This is a genomic window from Ensifer sp. EB106-03-01-XG145 (assembly GCF_058792075.1).
The window spans coordinates 194,591-221,353 of sequence record NZ_JBYTEC010000001.1 but is presented as its reverse complement, the minus strand read 5'-3'; the positions used below and the strand labels follow the sequence as shown (position 1 = coordinate 221,353).

At 63.4% G+C, this 26,763-nt stretch carries 32 protein-coding genes; 18 read left to right on the top strand and 14 right to left on the bottom strand.

The genetic code is table 11. The annotated features are described in order from the left end of the window. The first annotated feature begins 204 nt into the window (after nt 1-204). Nucleotides 205-1,116: an alpha/beta fold hydrolase gene (locus tag AC3WWH_RS01135; RefSeq protein ID WP_058324576.1), complete on the top strand. Its 912-nt coding sequence runs from the start codon at nt 205-207 to the stop codon at nt 1,114-1,116. A gap of 105 nt (nt 1,117-1,221) precedes the next feature. Here the strand turns inward: AC3WWH_RS01135 and AC3WWH_RS01130 are convergent, their stop codons facing one another. Further along, nucleotides 1,222-1,848 (bottom strand): glutathione S-transferase family protein, encoded by a 627-nt coding sequence (locus AC3WWH_RS01130; RefSeq protein WP_058324575.1) that lies wholly within the window; start codon nt 1,846-1,848, stop codon nt 1,222-1,224. A gap of 172 nt (nt 1,849-2,020) precedes the next feature. On the opposite strand from AC3WWH_RS01130, the gene AC3WWH_RS01125 reads away from it, so the two are divergent. Then, the gene (locus AC3WWH_RS01125) at nt 2,021-3,079 is read left to right on the top strand and encodes a succinylglutamate desuccinylase/aspartoacylase family protein (protein WP_058324574.1); all 1,059 of its coding nucleotides are present in this window, start codon (nt 2,021-2,023) and stop codon (nt 3,077-3,079) included. A 41-nt stretch (nt 3,080-3,120) separates the two neighbouring features. Here AC3WWH_RS01125 and AC3WWH_RS01120 read toward each other — a convergent pair whose 3' ends face one another. Next, nucleotides 3,121-3,603, bottom strand: a complete 483-nt coding sequence (locus tag AC3WWH_RS01120; RefSeq protein ID WP_058324573.1) for an Lrp/AsnC family transcriptional regulator — start codon at nt 3,601-3,603, stop codon at nt 3,121-3,123. A 209-nt stretch (nt 3,604-3,812) separates the two neighbouring features. Here AC3WWH_RS01120 and tatA point away from each other — a divergent pair, with 209 nt between their 5' ends. The 5 genes from tatA to AC3WWH_RS01095 all read left to right on the top strand — a co-directional run bounded on the left by tatA (nt 3,813) and on the right by AC3WWH_RS01095 (nt 7,277). Further along, entirely contained in the window at nt 3,813-4,982 is a 1,170-nt protein-coding gene (gene tatA / locus AC3WWH_RS01115; protein WP_058324572.1) for a tyrosine aminotransferase, read from the top strand. Nucleotides 4,983-4,989: 7 nt separating this feature from the next. Further along, nucleotides 4,990-5,622, top strand: coding sequence for a YitT family protein (locus AC3WWH_RS01110; RefSeq protein WP_058324571.1), 633 nt, complete (start codon nt 4,990-4,992; stop codon nt 5,620-5,622). A gap of 117 nt (nt 5,623-5,739) precedes the next feature. Further along, nucleotides 5,740-6,084 carry an ArsC family reductase gene (locus AC3WWH_RS01105; RefSeq protein WP_058324570.1) on the top strand — a complete coding sequence of 115 codons (345 nt, stop codon included), beginning with the start codon at nt 5,740-5,742 and terminating at the stop codon, nt 6,082-6,084. 21 nt (nt 6,085-6,105) lie between these two features. After that, nucleotides 6,106-6,579 carry a Cys-tRNA(Pro) deacylase gene (gene ybaK, locus AC3WWH_RS01100; RefSeq protein ID WP_058324569.1) on the top strand — a complete coding sequence of 158 codons (474 nt, stop codon included), beginning with the start codon at nt 6,106-6,108 and terminating at the stop codon, nt 6,577-6,579. A 110-nt stretch (nt 6,580-6,689) separates the two neighbouring features. Then, nucleotides 6,690-7,277: a dual specificity protein phosphatase family protein gene (locus AC3WWH_RS01095; protein ID WP_082641181.1), complete on the top strand. Its 588-nt coding sequence runs from the start codon at nt 6,690-6,692 to the stop codon at nt 7,275-7,277. Nucleotides 7,278-7,566: 289 nt separating this feature from the next. Here AC3WWH_RS01095 and AC3WWH_RS01090 read toward each other — a convergent pair whose 3' ends face one another. After that, nucleotides 7,567-8,022, bottom strand: coding sequence for a MarR family winged helix-turn-helix transcriptional regulator (locus AC3WWH_RS01090; RefSeq protein ID WP_058324568.1), 456 nt, complete (start codon nt 8,020-8,022; stop codon nt 7,567-7,569). 84 nt (nt 8,023-8,106) lie between these two features. Between AC3WWH_RS01090 and AC3WWH_RS01085 the strand changes: the two genes are divergently transcribed. From AC3WWH_RS01085 to AC3WWH_RS01075, 3 genes are all read left to right on the top strand, one after another. Further along, nucleotides 8,107-8,778, top strand: a complete 672-nt coding sequence (locus tag AC3WWH_RS01085) for a glutathione S-transferase family protein (RefSeq protein WP_245299269.1) — start codon at nt 8,107-8,109, stop codon at nt 8,776-8,778. An 89-nt stretch (nt 8,779-8,867) separates the two neighbouring features. Next, nucleotides 8,868-9,746 carry an MBL fold metallo-hydrolase gene (locus AC3WWH_RS01080; protein WP_245299273.1) on the top strand — a complete coding sequence of 293 codons (879 nt, stop codon included), beginning with the start codon at nt 8,868-8,870 and terminating at the stop codon, nt 9,744-9,746. A gap of 87 nt (nt 9,747-9,833) precedes the next feature. Further along, nucleotides 9,834-11,087: an aminopeptidase gene (locus tag AC3WWH_RS01075; protein WP_058324565.1), complete on the top strand. Its 1,254-nt coding sequence runs from the start codon at nt 9,834-9,836 to the stop codon at nt 11,085-11,087. A gap of 85 nt (nt 11,088-11,172) precedes the next feature. On the opposite strand, the gene AC3WWH_RS01070 is transcribed toward AC3WWH_RS01075, so the two are convergent. From AC3WWH_RS01070 to AC3WWH_RS01060, 3 genes are all read right to left on the bottom strand, one after another. Continuing rightward, complete coding sequence (locus tag AC3WWH_RS01070; protein WP_245299272.1) at nt 11,173-11,526, bottom strand: VOC family protein; 354 nt, start codon at nt 11,524-11,526, stop codon at nt 11,173-11,175. Next, complete coding sequence (locus AC3WWH_RS01065) at nt 11,439-12,041, bottom strand: hypothetical protein (protein WP_245299274.1); 603 nt, start codon at nt 12,039-12,041, stop codon at nt 11,439-11,441. Before AC3WWH_RS01065 ends, AC3WWH_RS01070 begins: the two co-directional genes overlap by 88 nt. A 227-nt stretch (nt 12,042-12,268) precedes the next feature. Next, a complete protein-coding gene (locus tag AC3WWH_RS01060) occupies nt 12,269-13,147 on the bottom strand; it encodes an EamA family transporter (protein WP_058324562.1) in 879 nt (292 codons plus the stop codon). Nucleotides 13,148-13,248: 101 nt separating this feature from the next. On the opposite strand from AC3WWH_RS01060, the gene AC3WWH_RS01055 reads away from it, so the two are divergent. Next, nucleotides 13,249-13,731, top strand: a complete 483-nt coding sequence (locus AC3WWH_RS01055; protein WP_058324561.1) for a MarR family winged helix-turn-helix transcriptional regulator — start codon at nt 13,249-13,251, stop codon at nt 13,729-13,731. A gap of 6 nt (nt 13,732-13,737) precedes the next feature. On the opposite strand, the gene AC3WWH_RS01050 is transcribed toward AC3WWH_RS01055, so the two are convergent. The 4 genes from AC3WWH_RS01050 to AC3WWH_RS01035 form a co-directional block, all read right to left on the bottom strand. Further along, entirely contained in the window at nt 13,738-14,328 is a 591-nt protein-coding gene (locus AC3WWH_RS01050; protein WP_058324560.1) for an NAD(P)H-dependent oxidoreductase, read from the bottom strand. A gap of 55 nt (nt 14,329-14,383) precedes the next feature. Then, entirely contained in the window at nt 14,384-14,968 is a 585-nt protein-coding gene (locus tag AC3WWH_RS01045) for a chloramphenicol phosphotransferase CPT family protein (protein WP_063891538.1), read from the bottom strand. 113 nt (nt 14,969-15,081) lie between these two features. Beyond that, nucleotides 15,082-16,686, bottom strand: coding sequence for an exodeoxyribonuclease VII large subunit (xseA, locus tag AC3WWH_RS01040; protein ID WP_058324559.1), 1,605 nt, complete (start codon nt 16,684-16,686; stop codon nt 15,082-15,084). A 77-nt stretch (nt 16,687-16,763) separates the two neighbouring features. Further along, entirely contained in the window at nt 16,764-18,584 is a 1,821-nt protein-coding gene (locus AC3WWH_RS01035; RefSeq protein WP_082641179.1) for a hypothetical protein, read from the bottom strand. A gap of 148 nt (nt 18,585-18,732) precedes the next feature. Between AC3WWH_RS01035 and AC3WWH_RS01030 the strand changes: the two genes are divergently transcribed. Genes AC3WWH_RS01030 through AC3WWH_RS01015 form a run of 4 tightly spaced genes read left to right on the top strand, consistent with a single transcriptional unit; the run spans nt 18,733 to nt 21,072 of the window. Then, the gene (locus AC3WWH_RS01030) at nt 18,733-19,773 is read left to right on the top strand and encodes a glycosyltransferase family 2 protein (RefSeq protein WP_082615692.1); all 1,041 of its coding nucleotides are present in this window, start codon (nt 18,733-18,735) and stop codon (nt 19,771-19,773) included. Next, nucleotides 19,770-20,474 carry a class I SAM-dependent methyltransferase gene (locus AC3WWH_RS01025; RefSeq protein ID WP_058324558.1) on the top strand — a complete coding sequence of 235 codons (705 nt, stop codon included), beginning with the start codon at nt 19,770-19,772 and terminating at the stop codon, nt 20,472-20,474. The genes AC3WWH_RS01030 and AC3WWH_RS01025 overlap by 4 nt, the downstream gene beginning before the upstream one ends. A 9-nt stretch (nt 20,475-20,483) precedes the next feature. Beyond that, the gene (locus tag AC3WWH_RS01020) at nt 20,484-20,846 is read left to right on the top strand and encodes a DMT family transporter (protein WP_058324557.1); all 363 of its coding nucleotides are present in this window, start codon (nt 20,484-20,486) and stop codon (nt 20,844-20,846) included. Nucleotides 20,847-20,859: 13 nt separating this feature from the next. Beyond that, on the top strand, nt 20,860-21,072 hold the full coding sequence (locus AC3WWH_RS01015; RefSeq protein ID WP_058324556.1) for a hypothetical protein: 213 nt from the start codon (nt 20,860-20,862) through the stop codon (nt 21,070-21,072). A gap of 33 nt (nt 21,073-21,105) precedes the next feature. Here AC3WWH_RS01015 and AC3WWH_RS01010 read toward each other — a convergent pair whose 3' ends face one another. After that, entirely contained in the window at nt 21,106-21,885 is a 780-nt protein-coding gene (locus AC3WWH_RS01010; protein WP_058324555.1) for a helix-turn-helix domain-containing protein, read from the bottom strand. Between the two features lie 78 nt (nt 21,886-21,963). Here AC3WWH_RS01010 and AC3WWH_RS01005 point away from each other — a divergent pair, with 78 nt between their 5' ends. Next, complete coding sequence (locus tag AC3WWH_RS01005) at nt 21,964-22,428, top strand: hypothetical protein (RefSeq protein ID WP_058324554.1); 465 nt, start codon at nt 21,964-21,966, stop codon at nt 22,426-22,428. Between the two features lie 73 nt (nt 22,429-22,501). Here AC3WWH_RS01005 and AC3WWH_RS01000 read toward each other — a convergent pair whose 3' ends face one another. Continuing rightward, nucleotides 22,502-23,488, bottom strand: a complete 987-nt coding sequence (locus AC3WWH_RS01000; RefSeq protein ID WP_058324553.1) for a Gfo/Idh/MocA family protein — start codon at nt 23,486-23,488, stop codon at nt 22,502-22,504. A 200-nt stretch (nt 23,489-23,688) separates the two neighbouring features. On the opposite strand from AC3WWH_RS01000, the gene AC3WWH_RS00995 reads away from it, so the two are divergent. Together AC3WWH_RS00995 and AC3WWH_RS00990 are read left to right on the top strand one after the other, a co-directional pair. Continuing rightward, the gene (locus AC3WWH_RS00995) at nt 23,689-24,639 is read left to right on the top strand and encodes an aldo/keto reductase (protein ID WP_113399014.1); all 951 of its coding nucleotides are present in this window, start codon (nt 23,689-23,691) and stop codon (nt 24,637-24,639) included. 19 nt (nt 24,640-24,658) lie between these two features. Further along, nucleotides 24,659-25,132 carry a GNAT family N-acetyltransferase gene (locus tag AC3WWH_RS00990; protein ID WP_058324627.1) on the top strand — a complete coding sequence of 158 codons (474 nt, stop codon included), beginning with the start codon at nt 24,659-24,661 and terminating at the stop codon, nt 25,130-25,132. On the opposite strand, the gene AC3WWH_RS00985 is transcribed toward AC3WWH_RS00990, so the two are convergent. Both AC3WWH_RS00985 and AC3WWH_RS00980 read right to left on the bottom strand, forming a co-directional pair. Further along, nucleotides 25,084-25,719, bottom strand: a complete 636-nt coding sequence (locus tag AC3WWH_RS00985) for a hypothetical protein (protein ID WP_057247876.1) — start codon at nt 25,717-25,719, stop codon at nt 25,084-25,086. The two genes, AC3WWH_RS00990 and AC3WWH_RS00985, sit on opposite strands and share 49 nt — an antisense overlap. An 89-nt stretch (nt 25,720-25,808) precedes the next feature. Then, entirely contained in the window at nt 25,809-26,699 is an 891-nt protein-coding gene (locus tag AC3WWH_RS00980) for a LysR family transcriptional regulator (protein ID WP_058324552.1), read from the bottom strand. Between the last annotated feature and the right edge of the window lie 64 nt (nt 26,700-26,763).

Sequence of the window (26,763 nt, the reverse complement as noted above, 5' to 3'; positions counted from 1 at the left end):
GAAGGTTTCGCAGGGCGGGCCTTGGAGTGCCCGCCCACACTCATCTGGTCGCTACCCCGCTGGGAACGAGGGCAAGACCGCACGGCGTTCGGCAAAGGCGAACAATAACTCCGCTTTTCGGCTACTAGTTCGAACAACGGCCCAATGTCATCTTCTGCTTATCGAAACGCCTCTTGGCACATACCGACAAACAGGAGAGACAGAATGCTCCGTTCCCTCATTGCCAGCACAGCCATCGCCCTTGCCGCCCCGGCCCTGGCCGACGTTCAGCCCTACCCGGCGACCTTCACCACCGAGGACATCGCCACCAACGGCACCACCCTTCACGTCCGCATCGGCGGGTCCGGGCCAACCGTCGTGCTGCTGCACGGCTATGGCGAGACCGGCGACATGTGGGCGCCGCTTGCCGCCGAGCTTGCCCGCGACCACCGCGTCATCGTGCCCGACCTCAGGGGCATGGGGCTCTCTGAGAAACCGGCAACCGGCTACGACAAGAAGAACGAAGCAAAAGATATCGCCGGCGTGCTCGACGCCTTGAAGGCGGAAAAGGTCGACGTTGTCGCGCACGACATCGGCAACATGGTCGGCTACCAATTTGCCGCGCAGTACCCGTCCCGGACGACAAAACTTGTGCTCATGGATGCGCCGCTTCCCGGCATCGGCCCTTGGGAAGAGATCCTCAAGAACCCGCTGCTCTGGCACTTCCGTTTTGGCGGGCCTGACATGGAGCGCCTGGTTGCCGGCCGCGAGCGCATCTATCTCGATCGCTTCTGGAACGAATTCTCCGCCGACCCGAAGAAGTGGGACGAAGCATCGCGCGAACACTACGCCAAGCTCTATGCCCAGCCGGGGGCGATGCGCGCCGGTTTCGCCCAGTTCGCAGCCTTCGACCAGGACGCGACCGACAACCAGGCCCTCCTGAAGCAAGGCAAACTCGGCATGCCGGTTCTAGCCGTTGGCGGCGAAAAATCCTTCGGCCCCACGATGGCCGTCGTTGCCAGCGCGGCTGCCGAAAACGTCACGGGCGTGGTCATTCCGGCATCCGGCCACTGGCTGATGGAGGAGCAACCGGAAGCCACGGTGAAAGCGATCCGCAGCTTCCTCGACGCCGAGTAGCCGGAGCGCCTGAAGCCAGCCAGCATTGCCGATCGAGATCGCCGCGCGTCCTCTCCGACGCGCGGCATTGCTGCGCTTTGCCGCTCGCCGGATCGCGCCGAAGCCTCAAGCCGGCGGAATGAAAGGCTGGCTGATCGTCTGGAACACCGGGAGCGCTTCCAGCTTCTGCGCATGTGCCTGCAGATGAGGGTAGTTCGAGATCGCCACAAGATCGGCATGCACGTCGTTAAGGAACCGCAGGACGACCGCAACGGCGATATCGACATGACCGATGCGCTCCGAGAGCCAGTATTCGCTCTGGCCTTGCGCACGGCTCGCCTCGAGCACGCCGAGCGTTTCCTCGATCTGGCGGCGGCAGCGATCGACCCAGAGCGCCGAGACCTCACCGTGCAGGCGTTTCTCGTAAAACAGGCTGACCGCCTTGTCGCCAAGGCCGGTGGCGAGCGTGGCGATCCGGAGTGCCCGATGTCGTGCCGGCTCGGTTCGCGGGAACATGACCTGATCGTCGGAAACGAGGCTATCGAGATAGTCGAGGATGATGTGGCTGTCGGTGAGCGCCAGCCCATCGTCCAGCACCAGGGTCGGCACGCGCGTCAGCGGATTGTGGGCGCGAATCTCGTCGGCGTTGCCGAAGGACGACCAGGGGCGGTGTTCGAAGGGGATACCGTAGAGCGTGAGCGCGATGCCCACGCGACGAACGAACGGAGAGTCGTATTGGCCGATCAGGATCATTTTGCCGTCTCCTGCCTGTGCTGGCGGTTTCTGGGAACAATAGGCCTTCCCCGGAGGTCAAAGCCAGAGCGACTTCGGCGCAACCCGATTCCGCACCCCAGTTCTTAGCGACTTGCGGAGCGCCGTTGGAATGCCGATAAGCGCCACCAACAAAACGATACGGGAGGAGCCCATGGACATTTCCGAAATCATCATCGCCGGCGATACGTCCGGCATCGAATGGCGCCTGCCTGTCTACCGCTTCAAGGGCAGGAATGCCGCGGCACCGAAGACCTATATCCAGGCGGCGCTGCACGCCAACGAGTTGCCGGGCACCGCGCTGGCGCATTTCCTGCTCGAAAAGCTGCAGCAGGCAGAAAAAGACGGCGCCATCCTCGGCGACATCACAGTCGTGCCGCAGGCAAATCCGATCGGCACGGCGCAATCGCATTTCGGCGAGTTGCAGGGCCGCTTCGACCTCGGCTCACGCACCAACTTCAACCGCGATTTCCCGCTGATCTCGCTTGCCGACCGGGACTACCTCATCGAGGATCTCGATCGTTATTCGGCGACCGACCGGCTGAAGCGCCAGCTGCTGCATATGGCGCTCGGCGCCGACCTGATGCTCGACCTTCACTGCGACGACGAGGCGCTGCAATACGCCTATATCGACGATGCCTTCTGGCCGGAGGCGGGCGACCTCGCTTCTGCGCTCGACATGGAAGCGGTCTTCCTCTCGGACGGCGAAAGTTCCGCCTTCGAGGAGGCTGTCGCCTATGCCTGGAAATATGAGACCGGGCAGAAGAAGGCGCGTGTGCCGGGACGTCTCTCGGTCACGGTCGAGCTTCGCGGCACGCGCGACGTTTATCCGGAGCTTGCCCGTAAGGACGCAGAGGGTGTCTTCCGCTTCCTCGTCGCCCGTGGCGTCGTTACCGGTGACGAAGAGGCGATCGCGCCGTTCGCCGGCATCGTCGCCCCCCTCGATAACATCGAGATGATCCGCGCGCCGGAGGCGGGCGCCATCCTGTTTCATCGCGACATCGGCGAAAGCGTGAAGGCGGGCGACCTGCTCGCCACCATTCTCGCGCGGCCGGGCCAGGCCGGCGGGACCGTCGACGTGCACGCGCCGCAGGATGGGCTGATCGTCACCCGCGTCTCGACCCGCCTTGCACGCCGACGTTCGGACCTGATGAAGATCGCCTGCGCTCAGCCCTCTAACGCCGCGCGCAAGCCGGGACCACTCGAAGCCTAAGCAATCCCGAGGAAGCGCGAAGCCGTCCCCAATCGCCTCATTCAGCGGCCGTCACCCAAGGTGGCGGCTGTCATCTTTGGGCTATCGAGAAGGATGGTCGAGCGCAGCGTCTTGATCTCGGCGATCTGCTCGAACTCGCTCCATAGCAGGCGCTTGTAGTCGGCGACATCGCGCACGGCGATCTTCAGGAGAAAATCGAAGTCGCCGGCAACCGTGTGGCATTCCACCACCTCAGGCATGCGCGAAACCAACTCGATGAAACGGTGACCGACCTTGCTCGCAGTGCGCTCCAGCGTGACCTCGACAAAGGCCTGAAAGCCGACACCGGCGGCCTTGGGATCGACCACGACCGTCTGGCGGATGACACCCGTCGCATAGAGCCTGGCGAGGCGGCGCGACAGCGGCGCCGGCGAGAGACCGACTCGGGCTGCGAGCTCGTTGTTGCTCAACGACGCATCCTCGACGAGCAGACGGATGATGCGTCGGTCGACCTGATCCAGTTCCATCGCCACCTTTTCAACCATCACCATGCTCCAACGCGCAAATCAGCAAATCAATTGCAGAGTTTTGCGCAAATAGCACGCTGTCGATATTGCTTCTGCGGCAAAAATCGCATCGATTTTGCGCTGATCCTGACTTAAGAAGGAAGCCGCAGGGCAAGCCGGAGGAACGGCGGCCGGCAGGCATTCTCGACCGATAACGCATCGCTGCCATTCAAGGGGGATTTTCCGGCATGTTCGACGCACTGACCCGCCAACCCGACGATCCGTTGCTGGCCCTGATCGGGCTCTACCGCAAGGACGAACGCCCCGGAAAGGTCGATCTCGGCGTCGGCGTCTACCGCGACGAAACCGGCCACACGCCGATCTTCCGCGCCGTCAAGGCGGCCGAGAAGCGGTTGCTCGAAACCCAGGACAGCAAGGCCTATGTCGGCCCGGAAGGCGACCTCGTCTTTATCGATCATCTCTGGACGCTGGTCGGCGGCGACACCGTCGATCGCAGCCACATTGCCGGCGTGCAGACGCCGGGGGGTTCCGGTGCTCTCAGGCTCGCAGCCGACCTCATACATCAGATAGGCGGCAAGCGCATCTGGATCGGCCTGCCGAGCTGGCCGAACCATGCGAGCATCTTCAAGACGGCCGGCCTTGAAGCCGCCGGCTACCCGTTCTTCGATGTACCAACACAGACGGTGCTCTTCGACAACATGATCACCGCGCTGCAGGGAGCCTCCGCCGGCGACGCCGTATTGCTGCATGCGGGCTGCCATAACCCGACCGGCGGCGTGATTACCGAAGCGCAGTGGATGGAGCTTGCCGCCGTTATCGCCGAACGCGGCCTGTTGCCGCTCGTCGATCTCGCCTATCAGGGTTTCGGCCGGGGCCTCGACGAGGATGTCGCCGGCCTTCGCCACCTGATCGGCGTTGTGCCCGAGGCACTGGTTGCCGTTTCCTGCTCCAAGTCCTTCGGCCTCTATCGCGAGCGCGCCGGCGCGATCTTCGCGGTGACGACCTCGTCGTCCTCGGCCGATACGGTCCGCTCCAACCTCGCCGGCCTCGCGCGCACCAGCTATTCGATGCCGCCGGATCATGGCGCCGCCATCGTGCGTTTGATCCTTTCCGACGCGGATCTTCAGCGCGACTGGAAGGAAGAGCTCGAAACCATGCGGCTGCGCATCACCAACATCCGACGGGCGCTGGCCGAGGGCCTGCGCGACCGCTGGCAGGCGCTCGGCGCCGTCGCCAGCCAGGAAGGCATGTTCTCGCTGCTGCCGCTCACAGAGGCCGACGTGATGCGGCTCCGGAACGAGCACGGCATCTACATGCCCGGCTCCGGCCGCATCAACATCGCCGGCCTGAAGACGGCCGAAGTCGAGGGCGTCATCGCCAAGTTCAAAAGCCTCTGAGGATAAGATGGCCGAGCGCAGTATCGACGTGTCCGAAGCCCCTGTCGAACGCCATCGTCTCTATGAGGATGCCCTGGCGATTCTCATGGGCACGCTGATCATGTCGCTCGGCGTCATCATCTACAGCAAGGCGATGCTCTTGACGGGCAGTACCTCCGGCCTGGCGCTGCTTTTGCAGTATGCAACCGGCGCGGAGTTCTGGCTGGTCTTCTCCCTCGTCAACCTGCCCTTCTACATCCTGGCGGTCAAACGGCTCGGCTGGATGTTTGCCCTGCGCACCTTCCTCGCCGTCAGCCTGGTGTCGCTGTTTTCGCGGCTGACGGCCGGTTGGGTAGAGATCGCCCGGCTCGATCCGATCTATGCGGCTGTAGTCGGCGGTGGTTTGATGGGCACGGGCCTGCTGATCCTCTTCCGTCATCGCACCGGGCTCGGCGGCATCAACATCGTAGCGATCTATCTCCAGGAAAAGTGCGGCGTCCGCGCCGGTTACTTCCAGCTCGCGGTCGATCTCGCCATCCTTGCCGCCGCCTACTTCGTGCTGCCACCCGCAAACCTCGTGCTTTCGGTTGTGGGTGCGGCCGTCGTCAACATGACCCTGGCGATCAACCACAGGCCCGGCCGCTACGCCGGCGTGACCTGAAGCAGGGTCAGCGTCTTCCCTCAGGCTCGCCTGGACGCTATCACTCCTGCCACGCTTTGAACTTGTGCGATTCCGGATGGTTTCCCGGAGTTGCTCACGACGATGTGGGGGCATGGAATGACGGTTACGATCTACGGCATCAAGAACTGCGACACGATGAAGAAGGCGCGTACCTGGCTCGAAGGCCGGGGCATTGACTATCGCTTTCACGACTACAAGGCCGAGGGGATCGACCGCCGGCATCTCGAACGCTGGTGCAAGGAAGCCGGGTGGGAAACGGTGCTGAACCGCGCCGGCACGACCTTCCGCAAACTCGACGACGCCGACAAGCAGGACCTTGACCAGGAAAAGGCAATTGCGCTGATGCTGGCGCAGCCCTCGATGATCAAGCGCCCGGTGCTCGAGGCCGACGGCAATCTCTTGATCGGCTTCAAGCCTGACCTCTACGAGGCCGCGCTGTAGCACCTGAGCCGGAGCCAAACGATGTCGAAGACCACGCGCGCCACGCAGATGCTTTCGAAGGCCGGCGTAACCTTCAGCGTGCACAGCTATGACTACGATCCCAGTGCCGAGCGCGTCGGCCTGCAGGCGGCGGAAGCGCTCGGCGAAGATCCGAGCCGGGTGCTGAAGACGCTGATGGCAGAAGTGGACGGTAAGCCGGTCTGCTGCGTCGTGCCCTCCGACCGCGAAGTCAGCATGAAGAAGCTTGCTAGCGCCTTTGGCGGCAAGTCGGCCGCCATGATGAAGCCGGCCGATGCCGAACGGCTGACCGGCTACCATGTCGGCGGCATCAGCCCGTTCGGCCAGAAAAAGCTCGTGCCGACGGCGATCGAGGAGGCAGCGCTTGCCGAGGCTGAGGTCTATATCAATGGCGGCCAGCGCGGGCTGCAGGTCCGGCTCGCGCCGCGCGACGCACAGGCCGCACTGAAGGCGATCGCGGCAGCGCTGATCGCCTGAAACGCCCGCCATCAAAATATCGCAGATGCCTTATACGTGCCGCAGAAGCGGGATGAAACTGTGCAACTTTCGCATGCACGTCCGCTCACGAACGGCGTCGGGTCTGTCTCATGGCATCTGCAGGGTTTCTCACCGCGAAGCGTCTTTTGAAACGCCTCGTCGTCGTCACGGGTGCGCTTGGTGCAGCCTTGGCGCTCTATCTCGTCGGCCTGCAATGGACCGGCAACTTCCACACGCTCGTCGCTGGTGAGGTCTATCGTTCGGCGCAGCCAAGCCCTGAGGCGATCGCCGCCTATTCCAAGGGCTACGGTATCCGCACCATTCTCAACCTGCGTGGCGAGAAACCGGACGAGCGCTGGTACCGCGACGAGGTTGCCGCCGCCGAGCGTAACGGTATCCGGCTCATCAACTTTCCCATGTCCGCCTCGGCAGAGATCGACCGCAACGAAACCGACGCGCTGATGGCGATCCTCCGGGATGCGCCGAAACCGCTCTTGATCCACTGCAAGGCCGGCGCCGACCGCACCGGGCTCGTCTCTACGATCTACCTGCAACAGATCGCCGGCGTCGACGAGGAGACGGCCGAGTGGCAGCTTTCGCCGCTCTACGGCCATGTCGCGCTCCCCTATCTCTCCGGCACCTTCGCCATGGACGAAACCTGGGAAGCCCTCGAAAAATCCTTCGGACTGAATAGCTGAGGACGAAGGCGTCATAGATTGGCGCTTGCTGCCCCATGCCCCTCATCCGGCCTGCCGGCCACCTTCTCCCCGCAGGCGGGGCGAAGGAGACTCGCGGCAACCGCTCACCACAGCAAGCATCTCCCTCGATTTCCTCCTCACAGTGTCTCCGTTCGACAGCGTTGCGGCAGGGCACGTCCCCTCTCCGCCTGCGGGGAGAGGGGTAGGGTGAGGGGCAAACTTGCGCACAGGCGGCAGTCCGATTACCTGGCATTGCGAAGACGCGAAGCCGTTGCACGCTTGAAACGCCCTACCTGAGCTTCGCCAGCAGCGTCGCCAGTTGCCGCGACTCCGCTTCGGTCAGTCTGGCGCCGACATGGGCCTCGATCGATGCGCCATATGTCTGCCACATGCGCTCCCGCATCACCCGGCCCGCCTGCGTGATCACCACCCATTGGCCGCGTCCGTCGGCGTCGAAGGCTTCGCGGCAAACGAGGCCTTCCTTGACCAGCCGATCGATCAGGCGCGAGAGGTTGTATTGCGCAAGCAGCGTGCGGGCTTCGAGGTCGAAGGGACGCAGCCGGCCACCTTCCGCTTGCACCAGCTCCCACAACACGTCGTACCAGCCGAGCGGCGGCAAGCCTGAAGCCTTGAAATCGGCCTCAATCCGCGCAAGCACGCGCTCGCGCGCGCGCATCAATCCGATCCAGGCTTCCGTGGTTTCCGGTCGGGGACGCTTTTCGCCGTTTTTTGTCTTATCGCTCATAGATGCAATTACATCCATCTTGAAAGTCGAGGCAAGCCCACATACATGCAAATGCATCTACTTTGTTTCACCCGGGAGACTGCCATGCTTACCCTCGTCAGCCACCATCTCTGCCCCTATGTGCAGCGCGCTTCGATCGCGCTGGATGAAAAAGGCGTCCGTTTCGAACGGACCTATATCGACCTCAAGGCCAAACCTGACTGGTTCCTGAAGATCTCGCCGCTCGGCAAGGTGCCGCTGCTGCAGGTGCCGCAGCAGGGCGGCGAAACCGTGCTGTTCGAAAGCTCGGTCATCGCCGAGTATGTCGAGGAAAGCCAAGCCGGCCCGAAGCTTCACCCTGAAGATGCGCTGGAGCGCGCCCGGCATCGCGGCTGGATGGAATTCGGTTCGTCGATCCTTTCGGATCTCTGGGGCTTCGAGACCGCCCAGGACCAGGAAACCTACGAACAGAAGCGCCAGGCGATCGCCAGCAAGTTTGCGGCCATCGAGGCGGCATTGCGCGACGGCCCTTATTTCGCCGGCGCCGGCTTTTCACTGGTCGATGCGGTCTTCGCGCCGATCTTCCGCTATTTCGATCTTTTCGACACACTCGCCGATCACGGCATCTTCGACGGGCTCGATCGCGTCCGTGTCTGGCGCAAGGCGCTCTCCGAGCGACCGAGCGTCAAAGCGGCGGTGACGGCCGATTACAGCGAACGGCTGATGGCCTTCCTCAGGGATCACGATGCCTATCTGCTGCGTGCCCGTCAGGCGTAGGCCGATAAGTCTATGTCGTCCTTCAGTTTGGCGCGCGCCTGCTCTATGACAGGGCGCAAGCCATGCTGGAGGAGCGCCTTGTGACCGACATGATCTCGACCCTTACGGTTCTTGAGCCCTATCCCGGCGTCTATGCCTACTATGACGGGCGCGTTGCCGGAGTGCGGCTCTATTCGCAGGCGGCGAACTGGCTCGATGACGGCGCCTACGAACTCGGCGTCGCCTCCTATGCCATCGTCGACGGCACGCAAGCGCTGGTCTACGACACGCATATCTCGCTCGATCACGCCCGGGCGATCCGCAATCACCTCGAAAGCCTTGGCGTCACCGCGATCCGCGTCGTGCTCAGCCATTGGCATAAGGACCATGTGGCCGGAAATGCGGTCTTTGCCGATTGCGAGATCATCGCCCTCAAGCTGACGGCAGAGAAACTTGAAGAAAACCGCGAGAAGATCGAAACGGCGACGCCGCCGATCCAGCCCCTCGTAATGCCGAACCGCCTGTTCGACGAGACGCTTGCACTGACCGTCGGCGAACGTCGGGTCGAGTTGCATCACTTCGCCATCCACAGCGCCGACGGCAACGTCATCTGGTTGCCCGAGGAAAAGCTGCTGCTCGCCGGCGATACGCTCGAGGATACAACGACCTATATCAGTGAGGCTGACCAGACGGCGACACATGTCGCCGAACTCGAGCGCCTGCGGCACTGGCCGATCGAAAGGATTCTGCCTGCTCACGGCGACCGCAAGCGCATCGCCGCGGGCGGTTACGGGCCGGAGCTCATCGATGCCAATCGCCTCTACGTCGAACGGCTAACCGACTCGATCGCGGCCGGCACCCCTATCGGCACGCTCAAGGATTTCGCCGCCGAGGAGATCGCCTCAGGCGCGATCCTCCATTTCGAACCCTACGAGGCGGTGCACCGGAGCAATGTCGAACGGTTGCAGGCCGCTCTCAGGACGGATTAACTTGGGACCGCATGATGACCACCAACCTTCATTTTCGCCGCAAAGCGCTCTAAATCTTCTTCTTCCGATTCAATAGACAGGCAGATCATGACCTATCCCGCCAATACGCCCAATCCCATCGATCCGGTGAAACTCGACAAGCTTGCGGAAGTCGCGATCCAGGTCGGCCTGCAGCTGCAGCGCGGCCAGGACCTGGTGATGACCGCGCCGGTGGCGGCAATGCCACTCGTCCGCCTCATCACCAAGCACGCCTACAAGGCGGGTGCCGGACTGGTGACGACCCTCTACTCCGATGAAGACACGACGCTGGCGCGCTATGCCTACGCTCCCGACGAAAGCTTCGACCGGGCGAGCGACTGGCTCTTCGACGGCATGGCCAAGGCCTTTGCCGGCGGTGCGGCGCGCCTGGCGATCTCCGGCGACAATCCGATGATGTTGTCGACGCAGGACCCGGCCAAGGTCGCGCGCGCCAACAAGGCGAACTCGATCGCCTACAAGCCGGCGCTCGAAAAGATCTCGAACTTCGACATCAACTGGAACATCGTTTCCTACCCGAACCCGTCCTGGGCAAAGCTCGTCTTCCCGAACGACCCGGACGCCGTTGCCGTCGAGAAGCTAGCGAACGCCATTTTTGCCGCCTCGCGCGTCGATGTCGCCGACCCGGTCGCCGCCTGGAAGGAGCATAATGCCAATCTCGCCCGGCGCTCGGCCTGGCTGAATGGCGAACGTTTCGCGGCGCTGCACTTTACCGGCCCCGGCACCGACCTGACCGTGGGCCTCGCCGATGGTCACCTGTGGTGCGGCGGCGCGTCGGAAGCCAAGAACGGCGTTACCTGCAACCCGAACATCCCGACTGAAGAAGTCTTCACGACGCCGCATGCGCTGCGCGTCGAGGGCCATGTCTCCTCGACCAAGCCGCTGTCGCACCAGGGAACGCTGATCGACAATATCCAGGTGCGCTTCGAAGGCGGCCGGATCGTCGAGGCGAAGGCCTCGCGCGGTGAGGAAGTGCTGAACAAGGTGCTCGATACAGACGAGGGTGCACGCCGGCTCGGCGAAGTGGCGCTGGTGCCGCATTCCTCGCCGATCTCGGCAAGCGGCATCCTCTTCTACAACACCCTGTTCGACGAAAACGCCTCCTGCCACATCGCACTCGGCCAGTGCTATTCCGGCTGCTTCGTCGACGATACCAAGCTGACGCCGGAACAGATCCGCGCCCAGGGCGGCAATTCGAGCCTGATCCACATCGACTGGATGATCGGCTCAGGCCAGGTGGATATCGACGGCGTGCGCGCCGACGGCAGCCGCGTCCCGGTCATGCGCCAGGGCGAGTGGGCCTGAGGCCTCCCTCCCGGAGTGGTCCCTTCTGACGGGCCTGCGGCCGCCGCAGCAAATGCGGCGGCCATTCTTCAACAAGCGTGGCCGCTTAGCCGTTGGCGGCACGCTTGAGGCGCGGCATCTCCGCCGACTGATAGAGTGACAGGACGTGTCCATCAGGATCGGCGAATTCCCCCGACCAACCGCCTGGTGCGTGGCTCACCGGCGTGACGATCGTGGTGCCCTTTTCGGCAAGTCCACCGACCACGTCGTCGATTCCGCCTTCAGCGAGATCGAAGACCACGATCGGCGTATTGCCGGGCTTGCTCTCCGCAACAAAGAAGATCAGCTCGACATTGTTTTCGATGGTGGCCATCAGCCAATCGTTGCCGGCGCCGTCATCGTCCACGCGCTGGACGCTGAGGCCCAAGACGTCACGATAGAAGGCTTCCGTCCGGGCGATCTCCTGGACATAGTAGCAGATGGCTCCGATACGTGGTTTGGACAGCATTGGTTGCTCCCTTTCTGTTGGTTACACCGGCTTGTTGCCGCCGGCCGCCATTTCGTGAGACGCACGCGAAGAAAAATTGACCGCGAAGAGGTGACCATCGGGATCGTGCTGGCAAAGGCGGCACGGCCGCCGCGGGTGACCGGCAGCAATGCCTGGCGGATGCGGCCGCTTTCCAGCGGATAACGCAGCCCGGTCAGTTCCAGATTGGTCTCGAGGTGGCCGGCATCGCGCCAGGCTCGGCGCAGCAGCAGGATGCGCTGACGCAGCGCCTCGTCGGAAATCTTGAGGAGATGGCGGATCTCCAGTCGGTTATGACCGGCAATGGCGAGCAGCATCACGATCCTGAGACTGGGCGCGAGCGTGGCCGTAAAGCTTAGAGGATCGCTCGACGCCGCCGCGCCCTGCGTTTCCGGCTCAGGCGCCTGTCGCTCGCGCCGAAGACGACGAGCGGCCGTGCGCGCCTGCATCGCGGCGAGCTTGCGAATGACACCGCGGAACCAGGCGCGATCACCAACGTGGGGAAGCGCTTTGCCTTGAGCGCCACGATCAACGCTTCATGCAGCAAATCCTCCGCTTCGGCCGCACGGCGGGTCTGGCGCTTGGCGAAGCTTGCTCGGTCATCAGGGCATGCGCTTCTCAGGGATTGAGGTTCCCGGCAATGTGAAGCGCTTGCCCTATGGTTGCAAGACCACGCTCAGGCGCGGGCCGGTCGTACCTTCGGCATCAATTGTGCGCGCTGGCTGAGCCAGACACTGGCGAAGACGACGAGGATACCGAGGGCCTGGACCGACGTCAGATGCTCGCCAAGCACGCCCCAGCCGAGCAGGATGGCAACGACCGGGCTCAGGAAGCCGAGCGGCGATACGGCTGACGGTTCGAGGCGCGACAGGCCGCGGAACCAGAGCAGATAGGTGAAGGCGGCGCCGATCAGGCCGAGATAGGCAAGCCCGAGGACGTTGGCCGTGGTCAGCGGCGGTAGCGACGGCTCGAAGAACAGCGCCACCGGCACGAGAAGCAGGCCGCCCGCCGCCAATTGCCAGGCGGTGAAGGTGAGCGGCGGCACCGGTGGCGCCCAATGACGGCTCGGCACCGTGCCAAAGGCCATGGAGACGGCACCGGCGAGGCCAGCAAGAACGCCGAGCGGATCGAGCACGGCGCCGTGCGTCAGCACCAGGAGGGCGACGCCGGCAATGCCGGCCAGACCGGCAACAACGCTGAGTACGCGGATCGGCGACCCCAGGAAGACGCGCGACAGCAGTATGACGATCAGCGGCTGGACGGCGCCGACGGTTGCGGCAACGCCCCCGGGAAGGCGGTAAGCCGAGACGAACAGCATGGCCCAGAAGAAGGAGAAGTTCAGCGCACCCAGCACGAACGTCCGGAGCCACCAGATGCCTTCAGGCAGGCGCCGGACGAAGAGCAGCAATAGAAGCCCGGCTGGCAGCGCGCGCAGCATCGCGACGGTCAGCGGATAGCCTGATGGCAGGAACTCTGTGGTGACGAGGTAGGTGCTGCCCCAGATGGCCGGCGCGAGTGCAGTCAAGGCGAGATCGACGTTACGGTTCGTGCTCATATCTTTATCTCAAGAATCTCTACATCAAGATAAATTGAGACTACCATAGTTTATCTCTACGTCAAGATACCCTATAGCTGGCAAAACAGTGGAGACCTCGGATGGATCGTGTCGACAGGATATTGGCCCAATGGCACCGGGAACGGCCGGATCTCGACGTGTCGGCCATGGGCCTGCTCGGTCGCCTCTCGCGGCTTTCGACCCATGTCGCCCGGGAGATCGAGAAAAGCTTTTCCGAACGCGGCCTCAGCGCGTCGAGCTTCGACGTGCTGGCGACGCTGCGCCGCTCCGGCGCACCCTACCGGCTCTCGCCCGGCGAACTTCTGGATACGACCATGGTCAGCTCCGGCACGATGACCAACCGCATCGACCAGCTGGAGAAGGCGGGACTGGTCGAGAGGATCGCCAATCCCGAGGACAGGCGCAGCGTCATCATCGCACTGACGGAAGAAGGGTTGCGCCGTGTCGATGAGGCGGCAACCGCCCATGTGGCGAACCAGCATCGCGTTGTTTCCGAGCTCTCGCCGGAGGAGCGCGCGGCGCTCGACGGGTTGCTACGCAAATATCTTGCTGCCTTCGAGTAGCCGCGGCTAGATACGGGCGACGAGCCGGCGCACACGCGCCAGATGCGCCTTGCGTTTGGCGTCAGTCGCCCTGTCCATGTCGTGCAGGCTGAGCATGCGGAAATTCAGCCCCTTGGCACAGAAGGCGGCGATGCCACGCTTCAACAACCGCTTCACCGGATTGCCCATATAGAGGTGCACCACCCACCAGGGCGAGCCGGTCGTGGTCAGCGCCCAGAAGACTTTGATGTTGTGAAGGCGCGGGATGATGCGGCCACCGGCTGGGTCATTGTCGAAGGCGACGCCCGGTGCGAAGACCCGGTCGAAGAACCCCTTGAGGATCGCCGGGAAATTGAACCACCATTGCGGAAAGACAAGGACCAGGCCATCGGCTGCCTGCAGCCGCTTTATCCAGTCGGCGGCTGCCGATCGATCATAGGCGTCGGTGAAATAGCTGCCTCGCTCCGCCATGCTCAGGCGCGGATCGAAATCCTCGCGATAGAGATCGAGCAGGTCGACGGAATGGCCGCTCGCCTCCAAAGCAGCACGCGCTTCACGCGCCACGTTCGCGGCAAAACTGTCTTCGAGCGGGTGAGCAAGCACGAGCAGAATATGCATCTGTTGTTCCTCATTCGTAGGCTGGGGCCGAAAACGAAGGCAAGCTTTTGCCCGGCTAACGAGGCGGAACGGCCTTTTTCGATCGAGCCTTGAGAGCGAGTTCATCGAAGACGGATGGCGACCGGCGCAACGTCCAGGCGGAGATGAGCTTAGCCGCGTTGTCTTCGGCCGCGTCTCGCGAATGAAGCTGAAGGTCGTAGCGCTGCCCCTCATGAATGCGGTGAAAGTCGTCTGCGGCGCTGCCAATTGGCCGATCGGACCGAAGCGTTTCTCGTCGCACGAGTTCCGCAAGCTCACAGTGAAGCGCGACAAAGTAGACATCGAAGGGTTCGAACATCACCGCCAAATCAGCCGCCCAGCCGGGCTCCTCGAGAATATGCTCCAGCAGGAGACTGTTGCCGGCCGAAGCATAGGCAACCAGCGAGCGATGGAACCCTTCGAAGAAACGGGCACGATGGTCCCTCCAGCGAAAATCTCCGCGCCGAAATCTTTCCATCGGCAGCATGCCCGAGTCGCGCAGATGGTCGATCGAGACGTGCCAGAACGGTTCGCCGATCTGCGCCTGGACCGCGCGCGCCAGCGTGGATTTGCCGCTGCTGGAGGCACCATGGATGAAGATGATCTTGGCTCGTTCGACCATATCCGACTCAATCTCCGAGGGAGCGAACGCTGGCGTTATGCCACCTCCGTGACAGCAGGATGAAACGCGCTAGAGCGTCCTTTGTGCGTTCATCTGAACGCACAAAGGACGCTCTAGAACAGGCTACCCTGCTTTGGCGGGTCTGCCGCCGGCTCCGTGGGCTTCTGCTGCTTCTTGCGCGGCGCCGACGGCGGAGAAACCGGTTCGCTCTCCCCCTCGCCCGCAATCGCCGAAACGCGGCCATCGGCGAATTCCAGGCTGAGTGCCATGCCGGCGGAGACGGCCGCCGCTTGGCGCACAGGACCGCCATCGGCATCCCGGACCAGCGCGAAACCGCGCTGCAGGACGTTGCGATAGGAGAGCGACTGCAGGATGCGATCCTGGGCGACGATGACGCTGCGAAGGCGGCGCACGTCGGCGCGCACGGCAACGTCGGACCGGGCGGCAAGGCCGGCGACGCGGTCCGAGGCGCGATGGATCTGGCCGATGAGGCGTGAGGGCAGCGCGCGCAGCGCAGCATCCGCCGCCTGGACCCGCGCCTCGCCGCGATGCGCCTGCCGCTCGACGATGCGCTCGGCCTTGTTCATGGCATCGACCAGACGCTGGCGGCGCTCCGAGAACTTGCCTTTGAGAAGATCGGCACGCAGCTCAGACGAGACGCGCTCGAACTGGCGGCGCTTGTTGGCGGTGTTCATCTGCAGGCCACGCCCGAGGCCGAGGGCGGCCTCGTCGAAGCGGCGGCGCGGGAGCGCCAGAAGCTGATCGAGAGACGGCAGGGCACGTGCCAGTGAACGCACCGCCTGGCGGCGATTGTCCATCTGCCGCCCGACCGCAGCCTTGAGGCGCGCCGAGAGGCCGGAGACCCCGGCTTCGAGATCGGCCTTGACCGGTACCGCCATTTCCGCCGCACCCGTCGGCGTCGGCGCCCGCTGGTCGGCGGCATGATCGATCAGCGTCCAGTCGGTCTCGTGACCCACGGCGGAAATCAGCGGGATCTCGGAAGCCGCCGCAGCCCGGACCACCGCCTCGTCATTGAAGCCCCAGAGGTCCTCAAGGCTGCCACCGCCGCGGGCAACGATCAGCACGTCTGGCCGGGCGATCGGCCCACCGGGCGCGATGTCGTTGAAGCCGCGGATCGCCGCCGCCACCTCGTCGCCAGAGCCGTCGCCCTGGACGCGCACCGGCCAGACGACGACATGCACGGGGAAACGGTCGGCAATGCGGTGCAGGATATCGCGAATGACAGCGCCTGTTGGCGAAGTGACGACGCCGATCACCTTGGGCATATAGGGCAACGGCCGCTTGCGGCCGGCATCAAACAACCCTTCCGCAGCCAGCTTGCGCTTGCGTTCTTCGAGGAGCGCCATCAACGCGCCGGCACCGGCCGGCTCCATCGTTTCGATGACGATCTGGTATTTCGACGAACCCGGGAAAGTCGTGACCTTACCGGTCGCGATCACTTCCATGCCCTCTTCCGGGCGGAAGCGCAGGCGCGAGAAAGTGCCTTTCCAGATCACCGCATCGATGCGCGCCCGGTCGTCCTTGAGCGCGAAATAGGCATGGCCCGACGAGTGCGGGCCGCGATAGCCCGAGATCTCGCCGCGCACGCGCACCTGGTCGAAGGCCTGCTCGACCGTTCGCTTGATCGAGCCCGAAAGCTCGGACACCGAATATTCGGTGAGGTTGCTCGGAGAATCGCTGTCGAAGAAAGAAGCCATAGCTTCTTTTACCGCACCCTTCGCCGAAGGCCAGCACATCCGTTGCGCTTTCCAACGCCCCAAGCGGCCGACGCCGCTTACGGTTTCAGCGCATAGAGGCGAATGGGCGAGCCCTCGGAAACCGGCAAGGGCGAAAGGAACGCCGGCACACGCCCGGCGGCAAGCTCAGCATAGAAGCCTTGTGGCGCCCGCGCGGCGATCATTCGCGCCTGCACGTCCGCAGCGCAGAAGGCCAGGACCGGATGTCCGAGCTGGCGCAACATGACCGCCGCGTCCTCGGCCGGTGCCAGACCGATCTTCAGCTCCATGAGCATGCCGGCGGCATTGCGATGGTAGGGTGCGCTCAGCACGCGGTGCTGGGTGCGGCGAAGCAGGGTTGCACCGATATCCGATGGCCCGACAATGAACGACGGCGGCAAGCCTTCCAGATCGGTCAGCGATGACGTTGTCAGGCACGCCTTACCGTTCGAGGTTGCGGTTTCACCCGCCACAACTCCTCCGATTCCCTTGTCGACAAGAACCCCGGCAATAGCCCAAACCGCTGGAACCGAAATGAGAAGCGTGCCGACATAGAGCAGAGACGCGCCCACGCCTGCCGTTCCGCCGTTTGAGCGGGCACGCAGATTCGAGAGCAGCAACGCGATCGGTACGATCGCCAGGAGATTGGAAAAGGCCATTCCGCGTACCTGGATGAGTGCAATCATCAGGCTCGAAGACACAAGCGCGAAGAGGATGAGGTTGAGATCGACCCTGTCGCGGCGCCAGATGCGCCAGGCACAGAGAAGCGCGGCAAAGGCACCGGTGAAGTAGTAGGCGCCGATGCTCGCGGGTTCCCCCGTTGCAACGGCTGCGAAAGAGCGCGCTTCGGTGACGTTGTCGAGCCACAGCTCGCGGAGCAACGGGTCAAGCGCTGCCAAGGGATTGCCCAGGCATTGCGGCGCCACCCACAGTGCCACGACAATGACCCCCAGGCCGCAAGCGCCAAGGGCAAAACACCGCACGACAGTCGACCGACGGCTTAGCGTGGCGGCGGCAAGCGCCAGCAGGCCGCCTCCGGTCAGCGCCAGCGAGTAGAAGGCGATCGAGAGGTTGTCGCAGGTTGCGGCCAGGTAGAGGCGCGGCGGTACCGTCACGAAGAAGAAGAGGCTCAGGCTTGCAGCGAGCGAAAGGCCAAAGGCAACGGTAGCCTGCGAAGCCTGTCGGCCGACCCAAACCCACTGGCAGGCAACGACCGCGCAGACCACGGCCACAAACGGCGTCGTTTCCGCACCAATGGCAATCGCCAGCGCCGCCGCCAACCCTGCAATGGCGTAGCTCGACGCGCGATACTGTCGATCAACCAGCATTGCTGCCATAGCTGCGACGAGCACCAACTGTACGTTGTGGTGATCGATCGAGCCGCCAAGGAAGCGATTGGTGGTGACGATGAAGATCGTCGTCAGTCCCAGGCAGAAATGCATCGCCGCCACGCCACCGGCACGACGGCCGGCCAGGCCCATTGCCACCAGCAACGGGATCGCAAGCGAAATCGGCCAGAACCCCAAGGCCAAAGTTTCAGCCTGCGCCGTCCCGACGAACGGCCTGAAGACGGAAATGAGTGCGGCGATCGGCAGGTCGATGAGGCGCGACCAGTGCATCAGCGTGCCGCCTTCCAGGCCGAGGCGGGCTTGCGTCAGGTCGAACCAGCTCTGGCCAGCGAGGAGATCGCGGACCTGAACCAGACGCATGACATCATCATTGTCGCGGCCAACATAGTCGGACGCCATCAGGAACCGGGCGACAAGGACGAGGATGGTGGGAGCGCCGTAGACGAACACCATCGAACGCAGGCTCGACCAGAACGGCCTCGGCGCGTTCTTCGAAATCGCCTCAGAAAGCGTCGCCGTCCCGTTCGCCATGGATCCTCGCCCGTCTCGATCACATCGCAACCTAACGACGAGCGCTCAAAAAAGCGTAAAGCCCACGACAATTTGGGGGGTTGCGCGCACGGACGCGGCCCTTGGCGTCTTGTTAACACCCTGATGCCTATGATGACGCCGACCCAACATGAGCCGAGCCACCCGGATGTTCGACCGTTTCAACATCGCCGTTCTGCTGCCTTGCTACAACGAAGCGTCGACCATCGGGCAAGTGGTTCAGGGCTTCCAGGCGGCACTGCCGACGGCGCAGATCTATGTCTACGACAACAATTCGACGGACGGCACGGCGCTGAAGGCCATGCTTGCCGGTGCGACCGTCGTGCGCGAGCGCCGGCAGGGCAAGGGGCACGTGGTGCGCCGGATGCTCGCCGATATCGATGCCGACATCTATGTGATGGCCGACGGCGACAGCACCTATTGTCCGACGGATGCGGAAGATCTGATCCGCACCTTGATCACAGAGCGCGCTGACATGGTCGTCGGGACGCGGCGCGGCGTCCACAACGACGCGGGCAGACAGGGTCATGCGCTCGGCAACAGGCTCTTCAACCTTCTCTACCGATCGATGTTCGGTACGGATTTCAACGACATCTTCTCCGGCTACCGGGTCTTTTCGCGGCGGTTCGCCAAGAGCTTCCCTGCCGTTTCGAACGGCTTCGAGATCGAGACGGAGATGTCGGTCCATGCCTCGCGGCTGAAACTGCCGGTCGCAGAGCTTGAACTGGACTATGGCCGAAGACCCGACGGCTCCCATTCCAAGCTGTCGACATACAGGGACGGCGCCAAGATCCTCTGGACCTTCGCAATGCTCATGAAAGAAACGCGGCCTTTCACGTTCTTCGGACTGATCGGCATGGCTTTCCTCTCGACGAGCGTCGGTTTCATGATGCCGGTGCTGCTCGAGTATTTCGCCACCGGGCTCGTGCCGCGCATGCCGACCTGGGTCTTCGCGCTGGCCATGCTGATGGTGTCGATCATCATGTTCACGGCGGGCCTGATCCTCGATTCCGTCTCACGGGCCCGGACCGAGCAGCTTCGTCTTCACTATATCGCAACCGCCGCACGGGCCGCTCCCCTCGACAGCGCGAAGGGCGGCCTCGCTTTGTCCCAGACCGAGGACTTGGTGATCGGAACGCAGGCACGGATCGTTCGGGAACATCACGGATGAACCGGGAAACAACCAACCGCATACGCTTCATCATCGAAGACGTCATACCGCCGATCCTCAGAGATTCGCGCCTGTTCAAGGGCATGGCGAGCCTCGCCTGGGGCAAGCATATCGCGCATCTCGCGGAGTTTCGCGCGCGGGCGCCGTTCCTGTCGGCACGCGAATACGAAGACCTCTATCGGCGCCATCCGAGGGTTCACGAGGGAACGGACAATTCCGAAGCCTGCGTGCGCAAGATCGCCGCAAGCGTCGTCGGCGACAGCGTCTGCGACGTCGGCTGCGGAACCGGCGTTCTGTTGAAACGGATCCGCGCTGCCAATCCCGAGGTCAAGCGCCTGACAGGCGTCGACTTCGCCATCGACGACGCGGCCCGGATCGAGGGCGTGGAATATCACGCGGCGATGATCGAGGACCTGCCATTTGCGGATGGCGAGTTCGACACCGTCGTCTGCACCCATGTCATCGAACATATCCTCGACTATCGCAAAGCGATCTCCGAACTTCGACGGATTGCCCGCCGGCGCCTGATCATTGTCGTGCCACGCGAGCGCGAGTATCGCTACACCTTCAATCCGCACTTCAATTTCTTCCCCTATACCCACTCCTTCCTTCGCGCGGTGCATCCGGTGCCAGCCGAGCACGAGTGCATCGATATCGGCCGCGACATCTACTATCGCGAAGACAAAGCTCTGGCGGTGTGAGACGTGGCGATGAACCTCAATCTTCAGCCCGCCGTCTGGTTCGGACTGTTCTTCACGCCGGTGCTGATTTCGGCCGGTCAGATCCTCTTCAAATTGACAAGCGCCAAGACCGGCGACGCCAACGCGCAAGGGCTGCTGGCGCTGGCCCTTAACCCGACATTGCTCACCGCCTTGGCCGTCTACGGCATCGGCACGATCATCTGGATCTTCACGATCAAGTCCGTGCCGCTGACGATCGCCTATTCGTTCATGGCGCTCACCTTCTGCATTGTGCCGCTGCTTGCCGTCGTCTTTCTCGGCGAGGCGGTGACGCTACGTTACGCGCTCGGTGCCGCGCTGATCATCAGCGGCATGATCATCATCAACTCGTAAGGGTACCGGGACCATGATCGTCACCGCCTCCTTCCTTCTCGGCATCATCACATGCGGTCTGCGCTCTGCGCGTGTCTGCGTGCTGGTCGGTGCGGTGCTGCTGGCTTTGGCAGGTGTCAGCGGCAGCTGGGTCGAAGCGGTCGCAGCGATTGGCGCCTATAATATGGGCGTCGCGTTGATGCTATGCGGCGCCATCGCAGTCGGCCTGCAGCGCGACAGCCACTAGCGCCGTGCGCTCAGATGAGCGCACAAAGAATGCTCATCCTTTTCGCTCGAAAAACGCCCTGGTCTCCTCGTCCGCGGGGAAGAAGGATTCGATCAGCACACCCTCCACCAGGGCATCCTGGGTCGAGCCGAAGGTCTGCAGCGTGGTGATGAAGCTCAGCCGCAAGCCGCCGACATCGAGTTCGATCGGCAGAACGGGCAGCCGGTCAGTGTCCGGATGATTCTCGACCGCGCGCGCCACTGCGGGATTGGACGCGGCCTTCTCCAGGCGTTTGCCGAGGCGGCTGCGCGGTCCTTGCAGCCAGGCCTCCGTGCGCACGCGCTGCACGAGATCGGCGGCCGCCGGCTCCCAATTGACGACCAGCTTGCGCACATTGTCATTGCCGAGGAAGGTGTCGAGGAAATTTTCTCCCGGCTGGAACGGAATGTCGGCGGCGACGGCCAGGCTCGCCAGCGCCGGGTTGACCACCAGCAACGTATATTCGTGGTCGAGCACCAGGCCGGGATAGGGATCGTGGCGCGCCAGGATCAGCCTGATGGCATTGGCGACGGCCGGCGGCATGGCGTCCAGGCCCGCGGCCGGCCGTGTCGCCATGCGCGGTCGATAGCCGGCTGCCGAAAACAGCGTCCCCTGGTCGCGGGCCGGGACTTCCAGCACCGAGGCCAACCGCAGGATCATGCCTTCCGACGGTTTCGAGCGGCCGGTTTCGAGGAACGAGAGGTGACGCGCCGAAATGCCGGCGGCGACCGCCAGGTCGAGCTGGCTCATGCGGCGGTGTCCGCGCCACTCCTTCAGATGTTCGCCAAACTGCATGTGTCGTGATTCTCCATTTGCCCGGCAGACTGGCGCGCGTGCCGGGTAAAATCCATTACCTCAGAGGTAATTGGTTTGATGACGTCATCAGCGCAACATCCGGCCATCGACAAACGGATGGAGCCGAAGACGACCCTCTCGAACCGCAGCCCGCTCAACAAGACCTTCCTCGTCGACGCCTTCTCGCTCGTCTCCGGCGCCGCGCTGATCCTCGCAGCAGTGCCGCTGGCTGCACTGGTCAACGCCGCCGCGACGCCCCTCATCACGCCTGTCATGTTGAAGGCGCTGGGTGCCGGTCTGTTGATCTGGGGGATATTCCACCTCTCGGCGGCGCGCAATGGCGGCCCGGTGACGGCTTCGGCGCGCATCAGCATCGCCGGCGACATGCTCTGGCAGGTAGGAAGCTTGGCATTGCTGCTCGCCGCCTATGCCTCCCTTTCCGCCGCCGGCATTGCCCTCGTCGTCATCGGCATGATCGGCGTCGCCGACTTCCTGTTCTTCAAGCTGCGCGGTCTGGCGCAGGAGCGCGGGGCGATCGCCTGACGGATGGTCTCAAGAGATCGCGAAAGGCGTCCGCCGGTCATGCCGGCGGACCTTCTCGTATTCTTCGATCGTCTCAGATGGTCTCCCAGCCATCCTTGGCGCTGGCGCGATAGATCGCGTCGATGAATTTCTGATTGAGACGCGAATTCTCGAGCGTCACCACTTCCTCGTCCTCACCCTTGGCGGCGCGCGAGAAGGCTTCCGCCTGAAGCTTGTACTGGCGGGCATCCTGGAAGCGGAAGAGCTGGGACTGGGCGTGGTTCTGGTTCGTCAATTCCACCTCCTCACGGCCGTAACGATCGGCGTTGAAGGGCGACTTCACCTCGATGAAGCCCTTGTCGCCATGGAAGACCATGACCTGGCGGGCGGCGAGCTGGGTGGAGATATAGAAGCTCAGCTCGAAATCGCCGAAGTCTGCCCGCACGCTCGAATAGATGTCCGTGCCGAATTCCGGATCGCGATCGGTGCTTGCCTGCGCCCGCACCGGCTCCTTGCCGGTGACGAAACGGGTGGTGATCGTCGGGTACACACCGATATCCGGCAGACCGCCGCCGCCGAGCGCTGGAATGTTGCGCATGTTGTTGGGGTCGCGGTTGAAATAGGTGAAGGCGCCCTGGACGTGGCGCAGCCGGCCGATCGCGCCTTCGGCCAGCAGCGAGCGCACCTTGCGCCAGACGGGGCTGTAGGTGACCATGAAGGCTTCGGCGATCACCACGCCGTTGCGGTCCCGCGCCGCGATCAGCGTGTCGATCTCGGAGGCCCGCAGCGCGATCGGCTTCTCGCACAGCACGTGTTTTCCGGCGTTGGCGGCCTTGACCGACCATTCCACGTGCTGTGCCGTCGGGAGCGGAATATAGACCGCATCGATGACGTCGGACGCCAGCATCTCCTCGTAGGAGCCGAAGGCATGCGGTGCGGAGAAGCGGTCGGCCATCGCCCGGGCTTTTGCGAAGTCGCGGCTGGCTACAGCCGAAACGACGCAGTTCTCCGCGTCCTGAATGGCCGGCACGACGAGGTCGCGGCCGATCCGGGCCGTGGACAGAATTCCGAAACGTAACATGGTGAAGCTCCCTGATTTTGCGGCCGAGACTAGCGCCGAGGTACGTACCTATCAAGCGATTGATATCGTTCCGGCCGAGATTCGCGTTTCGCAGAAAAAAGCCGGCAGACGGGTGACAATGTCAGCTTTTCTGCCCTATCTTTCCCTTCGCAATCCTCCCGATCGCGATATGCTCTCATCCAGTCCAATGGAGCGAAACCATGGAAAAACTGAGACTTGGCCGTACCGACCTGACAATTGCGCCCCTTGTCTTCGGCGGCAATGTCTTCGGCTGGACCGCCAACGAAAAGACCTCCTTTGCGCTGCTCGACGCCTTTTTCGATGCCGGGTTCAACGCCATCGATACGGCTGATGTCTACTCCTCCTGGGCGCCGGGCAATCACGGCGGCGAATCCGAAACGATCATCGGCAAATGGCTGAAGCAGTCGCGCCGGTCGCGCGACAAGGCCGTCATCGTCACCAAGGTCGGCTCCGAACTCGGGCCCGACCGCAAGGGACTTTCGCGCCGCTGGATCCTGCAGGCGGTGGAGGATTCGCTGAAACGGCTGCAGACCGACCATATCGATCTCTATCTCTCCCACTGGCCCGATCCGGAAACGCCCTACGAGGAGACGCTGGCGGCCTACGACCAGTTGCTGACCGAGGGCAAGGTCCGGGCCATCGGCGCCTCCAACCTGAACTCGCTGCAACTGCGCGAGGCGCTCGACGTATCCGCAAACCAGGGCCTGCCGCGCTATCAGGTGCTGCAGCCGGAATACAATCTCTATGACCGCGACGCGTTCGAAGGGCCGCTGCGCGATCTCTGCGTTGCCGAGGAGATCGGCGTCATCAGCTATTTCGGGCTGGCGCGCGGGTTCCTCTCGGGAAAATACCGGACGCACAAGGACCTCGAAGGCTCGGCGCGCGGCAGCGGCGTCGAGAAATATCTTGACGGGCGCGGCATGCGCATCCTCGGCGTGCTCGACGACATCGCGGCCGACACCGGAGCGACCCAGGCGGAAATTGCGCTCGCCTGGATCCGGACGCGCAAGGGCGTCACGGCGCCGATCGCCAGCGCGACCAGCCTCGCGCAGTTGGAGAGCCTCATTCGTTCTGCCGCACTGGAGCTGTCGGATGAAGCGATCCGAAAGCTCAACGATGTGGGCGAATGACGGGAGCAAAACCAACCCGATGGCATTGACGACACGCGCTGCGACAGCCGGCGACGAGGCGGACTGGCGCCGCCTCTGGGCCGGCTATGTCGCCTTTTCCGGCACCGATCTCGCCGGGGACATCATCGACCTCACCTGGAAGAGGCTGACCGATCCCTCGACGCCGCTTTTCGCGCGCTTGGCGATCCTCGACGAAAAGACGGTGGGCTTTGCCATCTGCCAGGAGCAGCTCGCCACCTTCTTCCGGCAACCGATCTGCTACATCGAGGATCTCTATGTCGATCCCGCCGCACGCGGCCAGGGCGTGGCACGGGCAATGATCGACGATCTCATCGCGCATTGTCAGGAGAAAGGCTGGGACCGGCTCTACTGGTACACCGAGGCCGACAATGCCATGGCGCGGCGGCTCTACGACCGCTACTCCGGGACCGACGAGCACGTGCGCTACAAGGTCAATTTCGGCACGTTCCTCAAATCCGGAAATCCGGCATAGGCCTCCGCATGGCTACCGGCCTGATTTGCCATGCCGGCCTTCGTCAGCAGCCCGCGCGGTTGGATAAAACTCGATATCCGACGCGCCGGCCGCTCGTGCCACTGGATGTTGAAGGCCCATAACTTCGGGAAAAAGCAAAGCGAGGCATAGGGCAGATGGTCGTGGATCCACCAGGCGATCGACTGCCAGCCGCCGATATCGCCACGGCGATCCCAGACCCAGGGGATGACGATGCAGGCGCTGGCGCCGATGCATCCGTCGGCATCGCGCATGTCCCAGATATGGTCGGCGGCCGAAGCGGCATTGGTCGAGCAGTTGAGACCATTGGCATTGCCGAAGCCGTTGACGGCGCGGTTGCGGTAGCCTGAGCGAATGACGAGGCGACCGAAGGTCGCCTCTAGCGGCTCCAGCAGCTCCTCGCAGAGGCGGCGCCCGGCCTCGATCGCGAGATCCGGATCGTCAGGAATGTTCGGGATGCGATAGAAATCGGCGATCTCCGAATGCAGAAAGTCGCGGAAGAAGAAATTCCTGGACAACCGTACCCGGCCGAGATCTTCGAGACCCTTCATCGAACCGGGCTTCTTCATCGTTTTCCTTTCTCATCCGAACAAACGGAGTGCGAGACCAATGGCATTCCAAATCCGGCCCAACGGCGCCACCCGTTTCCACACCGCGGCTATCTGCTGTGCCGGAAGAAATCGATGAAGGCGCGCAGTGCCGGCCGCATCTGCCTGCGGCTTGGATAATAAAGATAGGGGCCGGCATAGGGTGCGCACCAGTCTTCCATGACACGCTCCAGCCGTCCTTCAGCGATCGCCGTTTCCACCCGCGACAGGAAAAGATAGGCAAGGCCGGCGCCGCCCATCGCTGCCTTGATGATCGGCCGGTCCTCACCGAGGATCAGCGGGCCCTCGACCGATACCGTCAGCTCCTCACCGCCCTTCTCGAACTCCCAGCGATAAAGCGTGCCGTTGGAGAAGCGTCGGCGGATGCAACGATGCTCCGCCAGGTCGCGCGGGTGCTGCGGCCGGCCGTGGCGCTCGAAGTAGTCGGGCGAAGCGACGACGGCGCTTTCCAGCTCAGGCCCAACTTTGACGGCGATCATATCGGCTTCCAGGCTTTCGCCGAGCCTGATGCCAGCGTCAAAGCCTTCTTCGACAATATCGGTGAAGCCATCCTCATTGGCGATTTCCAGGACGATCTCCGGATAGAGGTTCAGGAAGGTCCCGAGCCTTGGCGCGAGGATCAGGTCTGCTGCAAACCGCGGCGCCGTGATGCGCAGATTGCCTGCGGGACGCTCGCGGGCGTCGGCGGCCGCTTCCAGCGCATGGGCGATCTCTTCCAGCGCCGGCGCCAGCCTTTCGAGCAGCCGGCGCCCCTCCTCGGTCGGCGCGACGCTGCGTGTGGTGCGCGCCAGCAGGCGAATCCCAAGGCTCGCCTCGAGGCTGCCGACGGCGTGGCTGACGGCCGACGGCGCCACGCCGAGTTCTCGGGCGGCCCCGCGAAAACTGCCATTGGCGGCAACGGCGGCCAATACCGCGAGTTGAGAGAGCTGCGTTCTGTTCATTGATCGAAACAATAGAACAGCCCGTGAGAATTGACAGTGATTTTCAGCCGCCGCGCATGGCCCT